The organism is Lentisphaerota bacterium, from assembly GCA_016873675.1.
GTDB lineage: Bacteria > Verrucomicrobiota > Kiritimatiellia > RFP12 > JAAYNR01 > VGWG01.
Genome location: VGWG01000032.1, coordinates 1 through 19,471, shown reverse-complemented (window position 1 = coordinate 19,471; position 19,471 = coordinate 1). Strand labels below are relative to the sequence as shown.

At 64.3% G+C, this 19,471-nt stretch carries 16 protein-coding genes; 4 read left to right on the top strand and 12 right to left on the bottom strand.

Going from position 1 to position 19,471, the window contains the following annotated elements; genetic code table 11:
* Nucleotides 1-50: 50 nt before the first annotated feature.
* The 6 genes from FJ222_05985 to rny form a co-directional block, all read right to left on the bottom strand.
* The gene (locus tag FJ222_05985; protein ID MBM4163975.1) at nt 51-1,406 is read right to left on the bottom strand and encodes an arylsulfatase; all 1,356 of its coding nucleotides are present in this window, start codon (nt 1,404-1,406) and stop codon (nt 51-53) included.
* 66 nt (nt 1,407-1,472) lie between these two features.
* The gene (locus FJ222_05980) at nt 1,473-2,894 is read right to left on the bottom strand and encodes an MATE family efflux transporter (GenBank protein ID MBM4163974.1); all 1,422 of its coding nucleotides are present in this window, start codon (nt 2,892-2,894) and stop codon (nt 1,473-1,475) included.
* The gene (gene xseB, locus FJ222_05975; GenBank protein ID MBM4163973.1) at nt 2,891-3,148 is read right to left on the bottom strand and encodes an exodeoxyribonuclease VII small subunit; all 258 of its coding nucleotides are present in this window, start codon (nt 3,146-3,148) and stop codon (nt 2,891-2,893) included. Before xseB ends, FJ222_05980 begins: the two co-directional genes overlap by 4 nt.
* Nucleotides 3,149-3,151: 3 nt before the next feature.
* Nucleotides 3,152-4,546 carry an exodeoxyribonuclease VII large subunit gene (xseA, locus tag FJ222_05970; GenBank protein ID MBM4163972.1) on the bottom strand — a complete coding sequence of 465 codons (1,395 nt, stop codon included), beginning with the start codon at nt 4,544-4,546 and terminating at the stop codon, nt 3,152-3,154.
* The gene (locus FJ222_05965) at nt 4,495-5,283 is read right to left on the bottom strand and encodes a YmdB family metallophosphoesterase (GenBank protein MBM4163971.1); all 789 of its coding nucleotides are present in this window, start codon (nt 5,281-5,283) and stop codon (nt 4,495-4,497) included. Before FJ222_05965 ends, xseA begins: the two co-directional genes overlap by 52 nt.
* Nucleotides 5,284-5,295: 12 nt before the next feature.
* Complete coding sequence (gene rny, locus FJ222_05960) at nt 5,296-6,855, bottom strand: ribonuclease Y (protein ID MBM4163970.1); 1,560 nt, start codon at nt 6,853-6,855, stop codon at nt 5,296-5,298.
* Between the two features lie 225 nt (nt 6,856-7,080).
* Between rny and clpB the strand changes: the two genes are divergently transcribed.
* Nucleotides 7,081-9,711 carry an ATP-dependent chaperone ClpB gene (clpB, locus tag FJ222_05955; GenBank protein ID MBM4163969.1) on the top strand — a complete coding sequence of 877 codons (2,631 nt, stop codon included), beginning with the start codon at nt 7,081-7,083 and terminating at the stop codon, nt 9,709-9,711.
* Here the strand turns inward: clpB and FJ222_05950 are convergent.
* Complete coding sequence (locus tag FJ222_05950; GenBank protein ID MBM4163968.1) at nt 9,684-10,262, bottom strand: hypothetical protein; 579 nt, start codon at nt 10,260-10,262, stop codon at nt 9,684-9,686. The two genes, clpB and FJ222_05950, sit on opposite strands and share 28 nt — an antisense overlap.
* Nucleotides 10,263-10,573: 311 nt before the next feature.
* Between FJ222_05950 and FJ222_05945 the strand changes: the two genes are divergently transcribed.
* The 3 genes from FJ222_05945 to FJ222_05935 all read left to right on the top strand — a co-directional run bounded on the left by FJ222_05945 (nt 10,574) and on the right by FJ222_05935 (nt 16,571).
* Nucleotides 10,574-13,027, top strand: a complete 2,454-nt coding sequence (locus FJ222_05945) for a VacB/RNase II family 3'-5' exoribonuclease (GenBank protein MBM4163967.1) — start codon at nt 10,574-10,576, stop codon at nt 13,025-13,027.
* Nucleotides 13,028-13,149: 122 nt separating this feature from the next.
* The gene (locus FJ222_05940) at nt 13,150-15,048 is read left to right on the top strand and encodes a four helix bundle protein (GenBank protein MBM4163966.1); all 1,899 of its coding nucleotides are present in this window, start codon (nt 13,150-13,152) and stop codon (nt 15,046-15,048) included.
* A gap of 98 nt (nt 15,049-15,146) precedes the next feature.
* The gene (locus FJ222_05935) at nt 15,147-16,571 is read left to right on the top strand and encodes a class I SAM-dependent DNA methyltransferase (protein MBM4163965.1); all 1,425 of its coding nucleotides are present in this window, start codon (nt 15,147-15,149) and stop codon (nt 16,569-16,571) included.
* 37 nt (nt 16,572-16,608) lie between these two features.
* Here FJ222_05935 and FJ222_05930 read toward each other — a convergent pair whose 3' ends face one another.
* From FJ222_05930 to FJ222_05910, 5 genes are all read right to left on the bottom strand, one after another.
* Nucleotides 16,609-16,935 (bottom strand): DUF2442 domain-containing protein, encoded by a 327-nt coding sequence (locus tag FJ222_05930; protein ID MBM4163964.1) that lies wholly within the window; start codon nt 16,933-16,935, stop codon nt 16,609-16,611.
* Nucleotides 16,936-17,056: 121 nt separating this feature from the next.
* Complete coding sequence (locus FJ222_05925; protein MBM4163963.1) at nt 17,057-17,605, bottom strand: hypothetical protein; 549 nt, start codon at nt 17,603-17,605, stop codon at nt 17,057-17,059.
* Between the two features lie 22 nt (nt 17,606-17,627).
* A complete protein-coding gene (locus FJ222_05920; protein MBM4163962.1) occupies nt 17,628-18,068 on the bottom strand; it encodes a single-stranded DNA-binding protein in 441 nt (146 codons plus the stop codon).
* A gap of 359 nt (nt 18,069-18,427) precedes the next feature.
* A complete protein-coding gene (locus tag FJ222_05915) occupies nt 18,428-18,940 on the bottom strand; it encodes a hypothetical protein (protein MBM4163961.1) in 513 nt (170 codons plus the stop codon).
* Nucleotides 18,941-18,942: 2 nt separating this feature from the next.
* Nucleotides 18,943-19,383 carry a hypothetical protein gene (locus tag FJ222_05910; GenBank protein ID MBM4163960.1) on the bottom strand — a complete coding sequence of 147 codons (441 nt, stop codon included), beginning with the start codon at nt 19,381-19,383 and terminating at the stop codon, nt 18,943-18,945.
* Nucleotides 19,384-19,471: the final 88 nt, after the last annotated feature.

Here is a 19,471-nt window from a genome sequence, read left to right as displayed (position 1 = left end):
GTCGGGAGTCACGGTAGCTGCTGTTCATGTGTGCCTCGGTTGTAGCCTCATTAGGAAGGCATCTCATTACGGAGCCTGCTGTAGTGCGGGTCGTAGAAAACAGGCACGGTCGAAGCGGTGTAGTCCTGATGTTCACGCGCCACGCACGCCTTTAGCTCGGCGAAAATCTTCTGCTGCGAAATCTTCACATCGTGATCTTCATGACGATCTGCAGTCAGATGGTACAAGGACTCTTCTCCCTTGTCGGTGACATAATACTTCCAGTCGCCTTTTCGCACGGCCAGTTGTCCGAGATATTCGAAATACAGGTATTCGTGTAAAGGTTGTGCGGTGCGATCACCCTTTAGCAACGGGAGAAGGGTGAGGCCGTCGCACGCACCGGCAGGACTGGCGTGGGCTGCATCGCAAAAGGTCGGCAGCAGATCCGGGAAGTAGCCCATGTGATCGGACACTCCCGGCGCGATTGTGCCGGGCCACCAGGCAATAAAGGGAATACGAATGCCACCCTCGTGAAGGCTGCGTTTATAACCCTGAAATCCGCCGGCCGAATCAAAGCGGGTAACACTGTGCCCCCCTTCGTTGTGCGGGCCATTGTCACTTGAGAAGATGACCAGCGTGTTCTCGGCAAGGCCCAGGTCCTTCAGGGTGTCCATGATGCGGCCCACCGTGATGTCAATGCGCTGAACCATGCGCGCAAAGCCCTTTTCGTTCAGCGGCCAGTCGCGGTCGGCGAAGTCGCCGTAGTGGTCCACTTCCATGCCGTGAGGCGGCTCCCAACCCTCGTTGTTGGCATGCGGCAGGGTCGGGCAGTAGTGCAGGAAGAAGGGCCGGTCTTTGCAGTCGCGGATGAACTCCAGCGCGCGCGCTTCAATGAAATCCGGCGAGTAATCCACCTTGACCTCGGCCACGCCAACACCCGTTTCCCACTGTCGCTTGTCCCCTTCCGGCGGTTTGTTGCGCAACGGCACTTTCATGCCGTTCTCGCGCAGGAAGGGCGGGAAGTAGTTATGGGCATGGCGCATGCAGTTGTAGCCATAGTGGTAATCAAACCCCTTGCGAATAGGATCCACATCCGGTTGCCCGCTACCCACCCCGTATTTGCCAATACACGCGCTGACATAGCCCTGCCGCTTGAGCACCTGCGGTATCGTGGGGATGTCGTCAGGCAAGAATTGATCGTCCAGATGACGGATGGGCAGATGCCCGGAATGCAGCCCGGTCAGTATCGAAGTGCGGGCCGGCGAACAGACCGGGCTCGTGGTGTAGAAGTCGGTGAAGCGCATCCCTTCGGCAGCCATGCGGTCAACATGGGGCGTGGTCCAGGCCTTCTGTCCGTAGCAACTGCAATCGCCATAGCCGAGGTCGTCGGTCAGAATCATCACAATATTCGGTTTCTGTTTGTTCATACGATTTCCTTCTCGGAGCGCATTCCGATTATGATCAAGAACGTTTCGAAACTGGGGAACTCGGGCTTAGTCCTCCCGGTGTCCGGCGAGGGCGTGGCCGATCTCCTGCCAGCGACCCTGGCGGAAGCGGAGGTAGTAGGCGATCCCGCCGATGAAGATAGCGAAGCAGACGGACGCCCAGACCGTGATCGGCCCGGCTCGAAACAGGTAGATCGCCATGACGCAGACGGTGATCAGCGTCACATGGAAACCGGCGCCGATCAACATGGCCCAGAAGGTGTCGCCAGCGCCTCGCAGGGCGCCGGAGAAGATGAGCGCGGTACCGTCGAACATCAGGTAGAGGGCGGCGAGGCGGAGCATGGGCCGGGCCAGCCGGATGACTTCGGGCGATGCGGCGCTGGTGAAGGGCCGCAGGAGGGTTTGGGGGACGCTCAGGAACAGGATCGCGAGCGCGCCGGTGTAGGTGAGCGTCAGCGCCAGCCCCGTCCAGGCGGCCTGCCGGGCACCCGCGACGTGGCCGGCGCCGAGATTCTGGCCAACCAGCGTCGAGACCGCGATCTGGACGCCGAGGATGGGGAAGAACGAGACGAGATCCCAGTTGAAGACCATGGTGATGGCTGCGGCGACATCCTCGCCCATGGCGTGGATCATGAGGACGATGGCGGTGAAGCAGAAGATGCCGATGAAGCCCTCGATGCCATTTGGGACGCCGTAGCGGACGAGCTTGGCGCAGACCTCCGGAACGACGCGGAGGAGCCGCGCGCCGCGGTAGGGAGGCTGGAGGGCGCGGCGGAAGAAGGCCACGGCGAGAAACACGGTCATGACGCCGCTCGCGAGCACGGTCCCGTAGGCGGCGCCGACGATGCCCAAGGCGGGGAGGCCCAGCTTGCCGAAGATCAGGACGTAGTTGGCGCCGATGTTGGTCACCAGCGCGAGCGCGTTGCCGAACATGATAACCCGTGTCTGGCCGATTCCGGAGAAAAAACCGCTGAAGGCCGCGCGCAGCAGGCCGAGGATCGAGGCCTGGATGAGGATAGTGAAGTAAGCGGTCTCCAAGGCAATCTGGGCGGGGGTGTGCCCGACCCATGTGAAGGCGTTCACCGTCACCCGTCCGATGAGCAGGATGATCGGATAGGCGGCGCAGGCCATCCCTGCGGCCTGGATGACGATCACCGGGCACTCGTGCAGGCGCTGTGCGCCAAACCGGTGGGCGACCAGCGTCGCGCAGTAGGCCACGACCCCGAAGAAGAGCTGGCCGCACAGGAAGGCCGTGATGCCGCCGGTCATGCAGGAGGCCATGGCGAGCGGCGAGACATGCGAGAGGAACAGCCGGTCGACGAACATCATCGTCGTGTCAAAGAGCTGCGAGACGATCATCGGCACGGCGATGGGGAGCAGGCGGCGCAGGCCGCCCGGGCCATCCAGCAGGGCCAGGCGCACACGAGCGGCGACGCGGGAGAGGGTCAGGATTCTGACGGCTGCGGTCATGTCTGATCCGGCTCAAACGGGCGGGCTGTGACGGCGCCCGTCTCGTCCTTGACGAGGATTTCGATGCGGCGCTCGACGGCGTTCAGCTTGTCGGAGCACTGCTTGACCAGCTTCTGCCCCTCCTCAAAGGCGGCGACGAGGTCATCCAGTCCGAGTTCGCCCGATTCCATCTGGCCGACCAGGGTCTCCAGACGCGTCAGCGCGGCTTCAAAGCTCAGCCGGCCCTCGTGTGTCTCACTCTCACGTTTTGCCATGGTTCACCTCACAATGGATTCAAATTCGCCGGATGCGACCTGTGTGCGCACCACCGTACCCGGCGCCACCTGCGCCGCGCAACGCACGAGCGCGCCGCCGCCGGTGCGCGTCAGGCTGTAGCCGCGCTCCAGCACGGCCTGCGGACCGAGCGACCGGACCTGGCGGTCGAGGCCGTCGAGCGCGGCCCGAGCCCGCTCCACGCGGCGCGCGGCCGCGCGAGCCAGTTCGCGTCGGAGGCGGACGACCCGTTCGCCGGCGGGCGCGATCCCGGTCGCGCGCGCGACGAGCAGGCGCGCGCGCGACCGTTCCACGCGCTGGCGCGCGCCGCGGCCGGCGGTGGCGGTGGCGCGCGCCAGACGCAGTTCGAGATTGTCGAGCGTCTGCGCCCGCCGCTCGGTCAGGCGGCCGGGTTCGCGCAGCGCCGACGTTGCCGCCGCCGCGCGGAAGCGCTGGCGCAGGAGCTCCAGGCGGCGTTCGAGCGCGAGCCGCAGCGACCGGGCAGTGCCGGCGAGCTGCCGCTCAAAGGCGTCCTTGCAGCCGACCACCAGCTCCGCCGCCGCCGAAGGGGTTGGCGCGCGCAGGTCGGCGGCAAAATCACACAGCGTCGTATCGGACTCATGGCCGACCGCCGCGATCACGGGGATCGCCGAGGCGGCGACGGCCCGGACGAGGGGTTCCTCGTTGAAGGCCCAGAGGTCTTCGATGCTGCCGCCGCCGCGGCCGACGATCAGGACATCGGGCGGGTCCGGCAGCCCGTTCAGCAGCGCGATCGCTGCGGCGAGCTCCGCCGCAGCGCCTGCGCCCTGCACCCGGGCCGGCGCGAGGGTGATGCGCAGGTTGGGGAAGCGTCGCGTCAGGATCGTGATCAGGTCACGAATGGCTGCGCCGCCGGGCGAGGTCACCAGCCCGACGTGGTGGGGCAGCAGCGGCAGCGGCCGCTTGCGGGCCGCGTCGAAGAGACCCTCCGCCTGCAGGCGGCGTTTGAGGGCCTCGAGCTGAGCCATGAGCAGGCCGAGGCCGCCCGCTTCGACCGTGCGCACGACGAGCTGATACTGGCCGCGGGCCTCATAGACCGTCAGGTCGCCGCAGGCTCGGATCACCATTCCGTCCGTCAGTTGCGTGACGCTTCCGCGCTGGCTGCCGGCAAACAGGACGGCGGCGAGCTGCGCCGATCCATCCTTGAGGGTGAAATAGCAATGGCCGGAGGACGGCAGGCGCCGGAAATTCGAGATCTCGCCCTCGACCCACACGCGCCCGATCTCCTCCTCGACGGTCAGCTTGACCTTGCGCGTCAGTTCCGAGACGCTATAGACGTGACGTTCGGCGAACGGAAGCGGGAGGTCGCTCATCCCGGGGCCTTCACTTCCCGCACCCGCAGCGAGACCGCCGAGAGGCATTTCAGGGTGATCGAGTCGATATCAAAGATCGCGCCTTCCAGCACGGCGGGGCCATGGGAAACATCAAACTTAGCGGGCATGCCCGTGACGAATTTGCGGATCACCGGCGCGGACTCGCGGCCGATCACGCCGCCGGTTGGGCCGGTCATGCCGACGTCGGTGATATACCCCGTCCCGCCGGGGAGCACGCAGGCATCGCTGGTCTGGACGTGCGTGTGCGACCCTGCCACGGCCGCAACGCGGCCGTCGAGGTAGAGGCCCAGGGCGATTTTTTCCGATGTCGCCTCGGCATGAACGTCGACGATGATGGGGACGCCTCCGGGAAGCGACTTGAGCGCGGCGTCGGCCGCGCGGAAGGGGCAGTCGACCGGCGGCATGAAAACCCGGCCGACCAGATTGAGAACCGCCAGCGGGCCAAGCGCGCTCTGGACCACCGTGCAGCCCGTGCCGGGGCAATCCGGCGCGAAATTCGCCGGGCGCACCAGCCGCTTCTCGGCGGCGAAGGCCTGATCGATGTCCTTCTGCCCCCACGTGTGGTCGCCCATTGTCAGGACATCGGCCCCCGCCTCAAACAGTTCCCGGGCCAGTTCGCGGGTGATGCCGTTGCCCGCGGCGGCATTCTCCGCGTTGGCCACGACCACATGCACGGCGCCATCGGCCCGCAGCTTCGCCACCGTCTGACGAAACATGCGCCGTCCCGGCGCCCCCACAATATCACCCACCATCAGCACCTTCATGCGACCCCATCCTCAGCGGGCGTATTCGATGCACCGCATTTCGCGCACCACGATCACCCGGATCTGTCCCGGATACTGCAGGTCCTGCTCGATCTTGCGGCTGATGTCGCGCGCAAGCTGCATCGCCGCCGGGTCGTCCACGACATCCGGGTCCACGATCACGCGCACCTCGCGGCCCGCCTGGACCGCGTAGGTTTTGTGGACTCCGGGGAAGGCGTTGGCGACGGCTTCGAGCTTTTCCAGCCGCTGCACGTAGATGTCCTTAGATTCCAGGCGCGCCCCCGGACGGGAGCTGGAGATCGCGTCAGCCGCCGAGGCGAGCAGCGCATAGAGGCTTTCGGCTTCGACGTCGGCATGGTGCGCGGCAACGGCGTTGACGACCACGCGGGTCTCGCCGCAGCGCTTGAGCAGGTCAGCGCCGATCGTGGCGTGCGCGCCCTCGACCTCGTGGTCCATGCTCTTGCCGATATCGTGGAAGAGACCGATCCGGCGCGCCAGGGCGGGGTCGAGCTTGAGCTCGCCCGCCATGATGCTCATGAGGTTGGCCACCTCGAGCGAATGCTGGAGCACGTTCTGGGAGTAGCTGGAGCGATACTTGAGGCGTCCGATGTAAGGAATCAGCTCGGGAGGGACCCCTTGTATCCGGAGATCGAAGACGGCGGTCTCGCCTGCGCGGTGGATCGTCTCCTTGATCTCTTCTTCCACTTTCTGCACCACCTCTTCGATGCGGCCCGGGTGGATGCGTCCGTCGGCCACCAGCAGTTCCAGGGATTTCCGGGCGATCTCGCGCCGGATCGGGTCGAAGCCGGAGATGACCACCGCCTCGGGTGTGTCGTCCACCAGCATGGTGACGCCGGTGAGCGCTTCCAGCGCACGGATATTGCGGCCCTCGCGGCCGATGATCCGGCCCTTGACATCGTCGTTGGCCAACTGCACGGTGTTGGTCATCATCTCGGTCGCATGGGGCGCCGCATAGCGCTGGATGGCCATGGCGATCAGGCGGTGCGCCTCGCGCTCCGCGCTCTGTTTCGCCTCCTCCTGGAGGCGGCGGACCAACCCGGCGGTTTCGCTCTGGACATCCTGCTCCACCAGATTGAAAATCTCTTTGCGGGCTTCGATGGCGGTCATGCCCGACAGCCGCTGCAGGCGGGTCTGGGCTTCGGCGGCGAGTTTCTCGGTCTCGATTTTGCGATTGGTCAGCATGGCGTCGCGCTTCTGGAGATCCTCCTGCTTCTGGCTGAGCAGTTCGGACTTTTTATCGAGCGCCTCCTGTCGCGCGGTCAGCCGGTCATCCAGGTCCTGCAGCTCCTTGCGCCGGGCCTTGGTTGTCTTTTCGAACTCCTCGCGGGCCTTGACGACTTCCGCGCGGACCTGGATGTCCGCCTCCTTGAGCTTGGCCTTGGCCTCGGCTTCCACCTCGTCCATGCGCGCCTGAGCGCGCTTTTCGATGGCCTCGGCCTGCCAGCGGCCGACCAGCCCGCGCACGTAATAGCCGAGCAGGATGCCCAGCAACGTGGTGACAATGCCGATAATCGCGTCTCTTAAATCGTAAAAAAGCAGATTCCAGTCCATAAAACACCTTATCCCGCCGACAGCGGCCAGATGACATTCACGCGACGGGCAGATTACTCTGTTTCCTCGACGAAAGCAATCCTGGAACGCGCGCGATCCGGGATGGTCTGTAGCCCCCCCAACCTGATATAATGACCCGCACGAGGCACTTGCAAAATCTCTGGTTTATGCAAGCGCCTGCCACGATGGTTGAATCGTGCTTGGCCATTGGGAGAGGAGCCACCTATGTTTGACATGAACAAATTGACGCAGCGGGCGCAGCAGGCGGTGCAGGGAGGGCGCGAGCTGGCGGTGCGGCTTGGGCACCAGCAGGTCGATGTCGAGCACCTGCTGCTGGAGCTGATCATTCAGGAGGACGGTCTTGTGCCGCGGCTGCTGGAGCGGATGGGCGTCGGGGTGCCCGCGTTGCGCGCGCGGGTCGAAGAGGCGCTCGAGCGCCGCCCCCGGGTTTCGGGCGATACCGAGGCGGGCAAGATCTACGTCACACAGGCGCTGAACGAGGTACTGGTTCGGGCGGCCGACCAGACGAAGCGGCTGAAGGATGATTATGTGTCGGTCGAGCACCTGCTGCTGGCGATGCTGGAGGCGCGGGCGGGGGACGCGAAGCGGCTGCTGACCGACGCGGGCGTCGACGCCCGGGGCCTGCTCGCCGCGCTCAAGGAGGTGCGGGGCAACCAGCGGGTCACCTCCGACAACCCCGAGGGCCAGTACGAGGCGCTCCGGAAGTATGGCGCCGACCTCGTGGAACTGGCCCGATCGGGCAAGTTGGATCCGGTGATCGGCCGCGACGCCGAGATCCGCCATGTCGTCCGCATCCTCTCGCGCAAGACGAAGAACAACCCGGTGCTGATCGGCGAGCCGGGTGTCGGCAAGACCGCCATCGTCGAGGGGCTGGCGCAGCGGATTCTCCGCGGCGACGTGCCGGAGGGTCTGAAGGACAAGACGATTTTCTCGCTCGACATGACGGCCCTCATGGCCGGCGCCAAATACCGCGGCGACTTCGAGGAGCGACTCAAGGCTGTGCTCACCGAGATCAAGGCCGCCGCCGGCCGGATCATCCTCTTCATCGACGAGATCCATACCATCGTCGGCGCCGGCCGGACCGAAGGCTCGACCGACGCCGGCAACATGCTCAAGCCGATGCTCGCCCGCGGCGAGCTGCACTGCATCGGCGCGACGACGCTCGACGAGTACCGCACGCACATGGAAAAGGACGCCGCCCTCGAGCGGCGCTTCCAGCCCGTCCAAGTCGATGCCCCGGGCGTGGAGGACGCCATCTCGATCCTCCGCGGCCTCAAGGAGCGTTTTGAGAAATTCCACAACGTGCAGATCCAGGACGCCGCCCTCGTGGCGGCCGCCGTCATGAGCGATCGCTACATTCAGGATCGTTTCCTCCCGGACAAGGCGATCGACCTGCTGGACGAGGCGTGCGCCTCGATCCGCACCGAGATGGATTCCATGCCCGCCGAGCTCGATGAGATCACCCGCAAAGTGATGCGTCTGGAAATCGAGGAGACCGCGCTGAGGAAAGAGAAGGACCACGCCAGCGAGCTGCGGCTCGGCGAACTGCGCCGGGAGCTGGCCGATCTGCGCGCGCAGGGCGACGCCATGAAAGCGCAATGGCAGCGCGAAAAGCAGGTGATCGAGGAAACGCGGGGATTGCGCGAACACCTGGAGTCGGCGCGGATCGCCTATGATGAGGCGGAGCGCGCCTCTAATCATGAAAAGGCCGCCGAGCTGCGCTATGGCACGATCCCCGATCTGGAAAAACGGCTCAAGAAGGCCCAGGCGCGCCTGCACGACGACGCGGCCGGCGGCCAGGTCCTGCTGCGCGAGCAGGTGACCGAAGAGGAGATCGCGGACGTGGTCTCCCGCTGGTCCGGGATACCCGTGTCGCGCCTGATGGCCGGCGAACGCGAGCGGCTGCTGCATCTGGCCGACACGATCCGCGCGCGCGTGATCGGACAGGACGCGGCGGTCGGCGTCGTGGCTGACGCCGTGCTGCGGGCGCGGGCGGGAATCAGCAACCCCCGGCGGCCGGTCGGCGCCTTTCTCTTCCTCGGCCCCACCGGCGTCGGCAAGACCGAGCTGGCCCGCACCCTCGCCTCGGAGCTGTTCGATTCCGACGCCAACCTCATCCGGCTCGATATGAGCGAGTACATGGACAAGCACACCGTTTCGCGCCTGATCGGCGCGCCGCCCGGCTACATCGGCTACGAAGAGGGCGGCCAGCTCACCGAGGCCGTGCGGCGCAAGCCCTACAGCGTCGTGCTGCTCGACGAAGTGGAGAAAGCCCACCCCGACGTCTTCAACAGCCTGCTGCAGGTCCTCGACGACGGCCGGCTGACGGACGGCCATGGCCGCACCGTGAGCTTCAAAAACACGATCATCATCCTGACGAGCAACGTCGGCTCGCCGGTGCTGATCGAGGGCGTCAACGCCGCCGGCGAGATCACGGAAGATGCGCGCCGCGCGGTCATGGATGAACTCAAGCGGTCTTTCCGGCCCGAGTTCCTCAACCGGCTGGACGAGATCGTGCTTTTCCGCCCGCTGGGTATGGCGCAGATCGAGGCGATCGTGCGGCTTCAGCTCGACGATCTGCGCGCGCGGCTCACGGGACAGGAGCTGACCCTGGAGGCCGACGACGCGGCGGTGGCCTGGATCGCCGAGAACGGCTTCGATCCGGTCTACGGCGCCCGGCCGATCAAACGGGCGATCCAGCGCGAGATCGAGACGCCCGTCGCGCGCCGCATGGTCGCCGGCCACTTTCCCCGCGGCGCGACCGTGCGCCTCACCGTCGCGGGCGGGACGCTGCAGATCCGCCCCGATCACGGCGCTTCGACGGGAGGCACGTAGGCGGCGCCGGGAGCCTTGGAATCCGGGTGCGGGTGCTTCGGCTGCTCCGTTGTGCGGAACTGTTTCTCGAGGCTGACCCGCTTGAACAGGGCGGCCAGTTCCCCGCTGTTGGTCTGGGGGGTGGCGACCGCGCCTGGGCTGCGCTGGTACTGCTCAAACGACGCGATGAAATCCAGAACGGGTGTGGGCGTGTCTTTGGAGGGGAAGGACACGCCCTTCAATTCGGAATCCTGCTCCAGGATCCAGGTGTAGACGAGGGTGATCAGCGTCTGCCGGGCTGCGCTCGAGTCGGACCGGATGCTGTCCATCAGGGCGCTCAGCCGGATGGGCGGCATCTTCAGCCCCTGGATCGCCTGAGCCGCTTCAACAAACTGTTTGGCATCCATCAACTGCAGCGCCTGCAACGCGCCCTTTGCGTCGCTGAAGCCCTCACGTACCGGATGCATCTGCATCTTTTCGTCTTCCGGCGTTTGTTCGAGATCGGATTTGACCAGCGCGAAGGCAATGATGGCGACAATGACGACCAGAGGAATCAGGGGATTCCGGACCAAGCGTCTGAGCAGTCTGGGCCCTATCCGCCTCCCCCGCGAGTGCCGCTGGCGGCGACGGGACGATCGGGCGTGCGAGTCGCCCTCCTTCCGGGATCCGTTCGAGGCGTCCGAGGACGGCCGGCGGCCCTCCCGGTGTCGGTGTCTCGAAGAATGGCTGCGGGAATGGGTGCTGTGCGGGCTGTGATGATGTTCGCTCATGGGGGGGGGACGGGGCACACGATTCCGATCACAAAATTGCCGTCAAATTATCGCAAGCCCCGGCTCGAAGATCAAGCAGAGTTCTTTGAAGCGTTTTTCTGCTCGGCAAAAGGATGCTGGCAGTTGGCGGGATTTGCGGTACACTGGAGCCATTCATGGAGAAAAGTATGACGATTGACAAAGATCGGGTTGCGGTCCAGTACCTCTTCGAGGGTGAGCCATCCAAGACGTGGCGGGCGGGCGAGATCGCCGGAACGCTGGGATTTCGCGGCAAGCAGTTGAAGCGGCTTCAAGGTCTGTTGCTGGAGCTCACCCGCGAGGGGGTGATCCGCCAGATTCAGCCGGGACGCTATGCGCTGGGGCAGCCGGATGACATGACCACCGGCCGCCTGACCGTCGTGCGCAGCGGCGCGGGCTATGTCGTCAATCCCAAAACCGGGGCGTCGATCTGGATCCAGAACGCGGATCAGGGGACGGCGCTTCCTGGCGACACCGTCACGGTGCGCCAGTACCACGCCGGAGGCGACGAAGCGCGCGGCAAGGTGATCCGGATTGACCAGCGCTCGACGCGGGACATCGTCGGCACGCTGTTTTCCAAGGGGCAGCATGTCTACGTTGTGCCGCTCGATCCCGCCTTCCGGCAAGATTTCGCCGTTGCCGATGTCAAGGGCGCAGCCGACGGCGACCGCGTCGTGATCCGGCTGACCGACTGGCAGGACCGCAACCGCGCGCCGCAAGGCGAGATCGTCGACGTGATCGGCCCGGCCGACAAGCCGTCGCTCGACACCGACGTGGTCTGCCGCCAGTACGACCTTCCCAAGGCGTTTCCGCAAGCCGCGCTCGCCGAGGCGGAGCGGGTGGCGGCGCTGCTCTCCGAGCCCGGCGATCGTGTGGATCTGCGGGACACGACCATTCTGACCATTGACCCCGTCAAGGCGCGGGATTTCGACGATGCCCTGTCGTTCAGCCGCGATGACCGCGGCCGCCGCCTGCTCGGTGTGCATATCGCCGATGTCGCCCATTTCGTGCGGATGGGATCCGCGCTCGATGCGGAGGCGCGCGAACGCGCCACCAGCGTCTATCTGGTGGACAAGGTGATCCCGATGCTGCCCGAGCAGCTCTCCAACGGCGTGTGCAGCCTGCGGCCCGACGAAGACCGCCTCTGCTTCTCCGCCTTTCTGACGTTCGACGCGGATGGCAAGATGGTCGGCCGCCGGTTCGCCAAGACGATCATCCGTTCGAGCCTGCGGTTGAACTACGAGCAGGCGATGGCGATCATCAATGGGGCTCCTGTCGAGGGGTTGCCTCAGCCGCCGCCCGAGCGGGCGGTCGCGCTGATCCGCGAAGCGCACGCGCTGGCGCAACAGCTCCGGCAGAACCGGATGCAGGCGGGCGCCCTCGATCTGGAAGTGCCCGAGTGCGAGGTGCTGCTCGACGAGACCGGCCGCATGACCCGCATCCGCATCAATCCATCGGACGCCTCGCATCAGATGATCGAGGAGTGCATGGTCGCCGCCAATGAGGCGGTCGCCAGCGAACTCGCCTCGCGCAGCATCAAGATTCTTTCACGCCTGCATGAGCCGCCGGATCCGGAGAAGATCGACGAACTGCAGGCGGCGCTGGTGCTGCTCGGCTTTAAACCCGGAGACTTGAGCAATCCTCAGCGCATGGCTCGTTTTCTGGCTGAGTCGGCGGACCATCCGTTGAAGCATCACGCCCACACACTGGTGCTCCGGAGCATGAAGCGGGCGATCTATTCGGCCGACGCGGCGGGACATTTCGGTCTGGCCAAGCAGTGGTACTCCCACTTCACATCGCCGATTCGCCGCTACCCCGATCTCGTGCTGCACCGCCAGCTCGCGGCGTACTTGGCCGGGCCTGGCGTCAAAGGCGCGATGCCCGCAGGGTATCTTGCCGCCGCCGCCATCCACTGCACCGAGATGGAGCAGCGGGCCGACGACGCCTCGCGCGCGCTGATCGAGATCAAGAAATACCGGTTCCTGCAGCAGCAGCTCGACGACCAGAAGCCGGTCGTCTACGACGCCGTCGTCTCGCGGGTGACCACCTTCGGCATTTTTCTCGATGTGGCCGATTTGCAACTGACCGCCCTCGTTCATGTCTCGCTCATCTCAGACCAGTTCGTCACCTTCAATCCGTCGAACGAGACGCTGAACGCCGGCGGCACGGTCTACCGCGTCGGCACCCCCGTGAAGGCGTTTGTCTGCAAGGTTGATTTTATTCAGCGCCGCGCCGACTTCGCCTTGGTCCGGGAAGCCAAAGCGGCCGACACCCGCGGCGACAAGAAGCGCCCCCCAGAGCCGCACCGCCGCGGCGAAGCCCACCGGCACGCAACCGCGCCGGCGGCCAAGCCGCACGCGACGACCCTGCCCGAACACGCGATGCGGCGGATCCATAAACGGACGCAGGATGCCGCCGGGCCGCGGCTGGCCAAGACCGACGCCGCAGCCGCCAGGTCAGCGCGCCCTTCGAAGAAGGCGGCCGCCTCCCCCCAAAAACACGCCCGGCAAGGGCCGGGCGGGCGCAAAAGCGGAGGCAGAAAGCGGTAGAGAGCCGTCTACCTCGCGCGTCGCGCTTTTGCCCACACACACTCCTGACGCTTTACATTTTCTGCTTTCTCTCCATTACACTCTTGTCCGTGTCGTTCTTGGCGTGGTATGCTCCCTGAACCATGACCGTGTCAGAATTCATTGCCAAGTGGCGTCGGGTGGAGTTGAAGGAGCGTTCCGCCGCACAGGAGCATTTTCTCGACCTGTGCGCCGTTTTTGACCACCCCACGCCCGCCGCCGCCGATCCGACCGGCGAGACGTTCTGCTTTGAGAAGGGGGCCGCCAAGCACGGGGGCGGCGACGGCTTTGCGGACGTGTGGAAGCGCGGGTTCTTCGGCTGGGAGTACAAGGGCAAGCACAAGGACCTTGAGGCGGCCTATGACCAGCTTTTGCGCTATCGCAACGCCCTGGAGAGTCCGCCCCTGCTCGTCCTCTGCGACCTGGACCGCATCATCATTCGCACCAACTTCACCGGCACCGTCTCGGCGACCCACGAGATCCCGTTGGAGGCGCTGGCCGACCCCCGAAACATCGAAATCGTCCGGGCGGTCTTCCACAACCCCGACACCCTCCGCCCCGGCCGCACCAGCGCCGCCGTCACCCAGGACGCCGCCGCCCGCATTGGCGAAATCGCCGCCTCCATGCGAGAACGCGGGTTAGACCCCGCCGCCGTCGCCCACTTTCTCGACCGCATTGTCTTCTGCCTGTTTGCCGAGGACGCCCGCCTCCTGCCCGACATGGTGTTTTCCCGGATCGTCGAGAAGTCCGGCGGCGACCCCGCCCGCTTCGGCAAAACACTCGCAATGCTGTTCGAGGCGATGGCGGCCGGGGGCGACTTCGGGCTGGAGACCATCCGTCATTTCAACGGCAACCTGTTCGACGACCGCACCGTCCCCGCCCTCACCGACGACGACGTGAAACGGTTTGCCGCCGCCGCGTCCCTCGACTGGAGCGCGGTTGACCCCTCCATCTTCGGCACCCTCTTCGAGCGCGGGCTGGACCCGGCCAAGCGTTCGCAACTCGGGGCACACTTCACGGGGCGTGAGGACATCGAACGCGTGGTTGACGCCGTGGTCATGGCCCCGCTGCGGCGCGAGTGGGAAGAGACAAAAGCCACCGTCGAGCGCCTGTTGACCACCGGGAAGAAGGGTGGCACGGGCGTCCCGCCCGTGATCCATGGGGGCGTGGGCGTCCCGTCCGCATCCTCGGGCAAGCCGCTCACCCCCGCGCAACTCCGCAAGGCGCGGGGCGAGGCCGACAGCATCCTGCACCAGTTTCTGACCCGGCTGCGCGAAATCAAGATTCTCGACCCCGCTTGCGGCTCCGGCAACTTCCTCTATGTCGCCCTGCTCCGCCTCAAAGACCTTGAGCGCGAAGCGGCCATCACATTCACGAGCGAGCACGGCTTGAGCGCCTACCTTCCCGGTGTCGGCCCGTGGCAACTCTACGGCATCGAGATCAACCCCTACGCGCACGACCTCGCACAGATGACCGTCTGGATCGGCTGGCTCCAGTGGATACGCGCCAACGGTTTTGGCTTCCCCGCCGACCCCATCCTTCGCCCCCTCTCCGGCAACATCCGCCTCATGGATGCGGTGCTCGGGAATCGGGAGTCGGGAGTCGGGAATCGGGAATCGGAAAACCGGAGACAGCGGATGGAAAACAAGACTTACAAGGATCTGGACGTTTGGCAGGTAGCGATGGAACTGGTTGTGGAGACCTATCGATTAACCAGAATGTGGCCGGATGCCGAGCGTTACGGGTTGATCTCACAAGCCCAGCGGTCGTCGGTGTCGGTCCCGGCGAACATTGCGGAGGGTTACGGGCGGGGGCATACGGCAGAGTATCTTCACCACCTGTTCATGGCGCGGGGATCGTTGCTGGAACTGGAGACGCATCTGGAAGTGGCGAAACGCCTGACCTATGTGACGCCAGAAACACTGGCCAACGCGCAGACTTTGCTGGCGCGCGTCGGCATGATGCTCAACAAGTTGATACAGGCGCTCAAGGCCAAGGTCTAACCCCGATTCCCGATTCCCGACTCCCGATTCCCGCAGAGCCGGAATGGCCGACCGTTGACTTCATCATCGGCAACCCGCCGTTCCTGGGCGACAAGCTCATGCGCCGCGAACTGGGCGACGCCTACGTTGACCGACTCCGGGCGTTGTACGCTGACCGTATTCCCGGCCAGTCCGATCTTTGCTGCTATTGGTTCGAGAAGGCCCGCGCCCATATCGCCGCCGGCAAGTGTAAACGGGCCGGTCTGCTCGCCACCCAAGGCATACGCGGCGGCGCAAACCGGGAAGTTCTGAAACGCATCAAGGACACGGGCGGCATATTCTGGGCCGAGAGCGACCGCCCTTGGATTCTGGACGGCGCTACTGTTCACGTCAGCATGATCGGCTTTGACGATGGCACAGAGAAGACCAGCACCCTTGACGGCAAGCCGGTTCCGAGAATCAATGTCAACCTGACCGCCGCCGCTGACACGGTGCAGGCGGTATCCATCCCGCGCAATCGCGCGTTCTCGTTTCTCGGTAACTGCAAAGGCGGCGCGTTCGACATCACAGACGCTGAAGCGCTCGACCTTCTCGCCGCAGCGGGCAATCCAAACGGCCGCCCTAACAGTGACGTAATCCGGCCCGTCGCGAACTCTGAAGACCTCCTCAAGACCCGCGTCCCTCGCTGGCTCATTGATTCGGCCGACCTGCCGTTGGCGACATTTTCCCTGTATGAAAAGCCGTCCTCGATTGCCATAGAAAGGGTGAAGCCCAAACGAGACCAGAACCGCGATAGGTGGCTCCGGGAAAACTGGTGGCGGCCGCAACGGATGAGGCCGGAAATGCGCAACGCCGTTGCGACTTTGTCCCGATTCATGGTGACGCCAACAACGGCGAAACACCGAACCTTCATATGGCTTTCCCCGCCGATGCTTCCCGACCATCAATTGATTGTCTTCGCCCGCTCCGACGACTACTTTTTCGGCATTCTTCACTCCCGCTTTCACGAAGTGTGGGCACTGGCACAAGGGACACAACTACGCGAGAAGGAAAGCGGTTTCCGCTACACCCCGACTACCTGTTTTGAGACGTTCCCTTTCCCCGAAGCCCACCCCGAACACGCCGCCGTGATTACTGTAGCCGTCAAGGAGTTGCACACTTTGCGTGAGAACTGGCTGAACCCGCCCGACTGGACGCGCACCGAGACGCTGGAGTTTCCGGGAACGGTTGGCGGGCCGTGGGATCGGTACATCGTTTCCGGCTCGGCCCATCCTTTACCGATTCCCGATTCCCGACTCCCGATTCCCGTGCTCATCGGCACCGTTCGCTATCCCCGCCTGGTTCCGCGTGACGCCGATTGCGCCGCCCGTTTGAAAGACCGCACGTTGACCAAGCTCTACAACGCCCGCCCGGCATGGCTGTCCGACTGCCACGCCCGGCTTGACGCCGCCGTTGCCGCCGCCTACGGCTGGCCGGCCGACCTCACCGACGACGCGATTCTTGAACGGCTGCTGGCGCTGAATCTGGAGCGGGCCGGGGGATGACAAGGAGAACCACGTCATGTGGAACACGACAAGACATTTATGGCCCCATTGGCGTCTGTCCCGCGCTGTCGCGACCGCCGTCATAGGGCGCCCGTTGTTCCGCCACTTTGAGCGCCGTTGCGTCGTCAAGCGGTTGGCCGATTTCATACAGGAAGTCGGGCGACATATCCGCGCCGTTGTCCCACACAACGGTGTCAATGTCGGTATTCAAGCGGGCAGTCCGAAACAGATGGACGTCACGTAGCGGCTCGAACACGTCGCCGTCGAGATGGTCGGTCAAATCGGCCCTTCGGAAGCTTCCGTCTTCAAACCGCAACCGAAGACGATAACCCGATTCGTACTCGACTTCTGTGATGTAGTGCATGCTTCAAGTTCCTATGCGAGCGGATTGATCGGACGCAGCGGTTTCTGTTGGGCGTTGGGCGTTGGACAGCGGCGAGGACGCCGCTCCCCAACGCGCATCAACTCTCTTGGAAACTGACCCATTACTCGGTCTCCGCGTCGCCATCGGCCGGGAACACGGTGGTCGCATAGAAGCAGAGGTGGAAGACGGCGGCGGCGAGCACCTGCCGCAGGCCGCACCCCTCCGCCTCGGAGAGGCCGATCCGGAGCCGCACCGGTTCGGCGCCCTCCTTTCCCTTTTCCTTGCGCGAGACCTCCAAGGCGTATCCGGCAAACGGCTGCTCCATCCGCCGGAAGGTGATCACGGCGGTCGCGCCCTCGGTCTGGTGAAACAGCCCCTTGTCCCCGCCAGCGGCCGCGACCCGGCCTTCGAGCACCGTGAGGAGGGCGCAGACGTCGGTGAGGCCGAGCTTGACCGCGACGCGGCCCTCCCAATCAAACGTCGCCCCTTGAATCGCGCCGTTCTGGCGACTGGCAGCGCTTTTCTGTCGTGCCAGCTCGGCAAACACATATCCGTCGCGGCCGCGCCGCGCCGGGCGCAGCTCGAAACGAACCGCGCACCCCTTGCCCGTCTGGTTCGGATGGTAGAACGCCAGCCGCCCCTGGAATGTCTGATAAGCCGTGTCATTCATGGTTCACCTCGCGCGTGTTGGATCAAAACGGCATGACATCCTCATCACCCGTTCTGGGTACCGCAGTCGCCTCGGCTGCTTCGGCGGGCAGGGGCTCTGCGACGGGGATCGGTTCGCTCCCGGCGGGCCGCGGCTTGAGGAAGTGCACCCGGTGTGACCGGACGAACAGACGGCTCCGCTTCTCGCCGGTCTTGCTTTCCCAGGTCTCGTAAGCCAGAACCCCTTCGACCAGCACCGGATCGCCCTTGCTGACGTACTGATGCACCAGGTCGGCGGTCTTGCCCCAGGTCTTGACCGTCAGAAAACAGGTCTGGCCGACCGTTTTCCCCTCCTTGTCGGTATACGAATCGTCCGCCGCGAGCCGGAAATCGCCCGCCGATGCGCCGGACGGAACTTTGCGCAACACCGGATCCTGAGTCAGACAGCCGGCGATGCAGATGTGGTTGACGTGTGGAGCTCTCATGATAACCCTCCTCTTTCGGTTGTTGTGTAAGGCCGACCATCGGCCCTTCCACCCCCATAAAGCATCGAGGAGGTCTCATTTCCACAAAAAATAAAAATATTTATTTTTCCAAGCCTCTTGCAAAACCCCGTTTTGCAAGAGGAGTGTTCAGGTGTCAGGTTTTGGGTGTCAGGAAGAAACGCCTGCAACCAGACAGTATTGCGTCTTCCTGAAACCTGAACACTGAAACCTGCAACCGGCGCTTGCAGGGGTTCTGCAAGCGCCTCTCCCGTTTCTTTTTTGCGACGGATTACGATTAGGATTAAAATCGGAAGCATCGCTTAACTTAGCGCCTTTCGGGACGGGCCTTCCCTCCCTCTTCAGCCGCTGCCGAGCAGTTCTTCCAGCAGGAATTGCGTCTTGGGCGGGATGACGTGGCGGGGATAGTACTGCTCGATGATGCTGCAGGCTTGTTCGGGGGTATTGATTTCGAGGTGCCGGAGCAGGAATTTCGCGTCGTCCAGATCATGGGAGTCGAAGCGGGCCGAGATGCATTTCATCGCCAGCATGTATTCGGCTTGCGGCGCCCAGACGCGGAGATGGGAGAGTTCCATGACCTCGTGAACCGGTGGGGATTTGAGAAAGTAGCACTTGGCTGCATCGTTGAGCCAGTCTTCAGCCAAGTCCAGCCGGGCAGCCACCGCCCGGCTGGCCTCCCGGATTTCGCAGGTGGGGTGAAAGATCGCGTCCACATCTTTTGTCGACTCACGTGCCTGAAATACCAGGCACATGACGGCGCCGCCGCAAAGGCCGATTTCTCCTTTGACCCCGCGCGCGGCCAACTCGGCATTCAACGCTTCGAACAGCTTGCGAATGGTTTTGGCGTCCAACATGGTCAGGCCCTGCTCAGAAAGTTCCCCAGCACAAAGATATTCCGCGACCGGAACCACACCGGCGACTCCACCAGTGACATAGCCTTGAGATTCTCGATTCCTGACACAAACCAAGGGCGGGGCAGTGACGGCACACCGGCACACCACGCCGGAGCGTTCCGACCCTTTTCTGCGCAAAGCGCTTCGACCGTGGATGCGCAGAGCGCTTGCAGTCGGGGGTCCAATCCGTACGTTGGCGGTTCCAGCAACTCGTTCTTGGCCGTCGCCCGATAGGCGTCCACAAAGTCGAAAAGATGCGTCTTCCACGAATCGAAGCCATCCAGCAGCATGCGAATCGAGATTTCAGATATCGAATCAGGGAGCATACGCAGAAAGCGATCTACCACCAGATCCACCCCTTGTCCGGGCAGATTGAGCGCCTCGGCGACACGGGTAACGGTCATGACTTCCCAGTTGTGTCCCCCTTTTTCAAGGAGTTGCAATCCGCGAAACGACACCGCCGCGCGCTTTGCCAATGCGCGCTGCGAGATA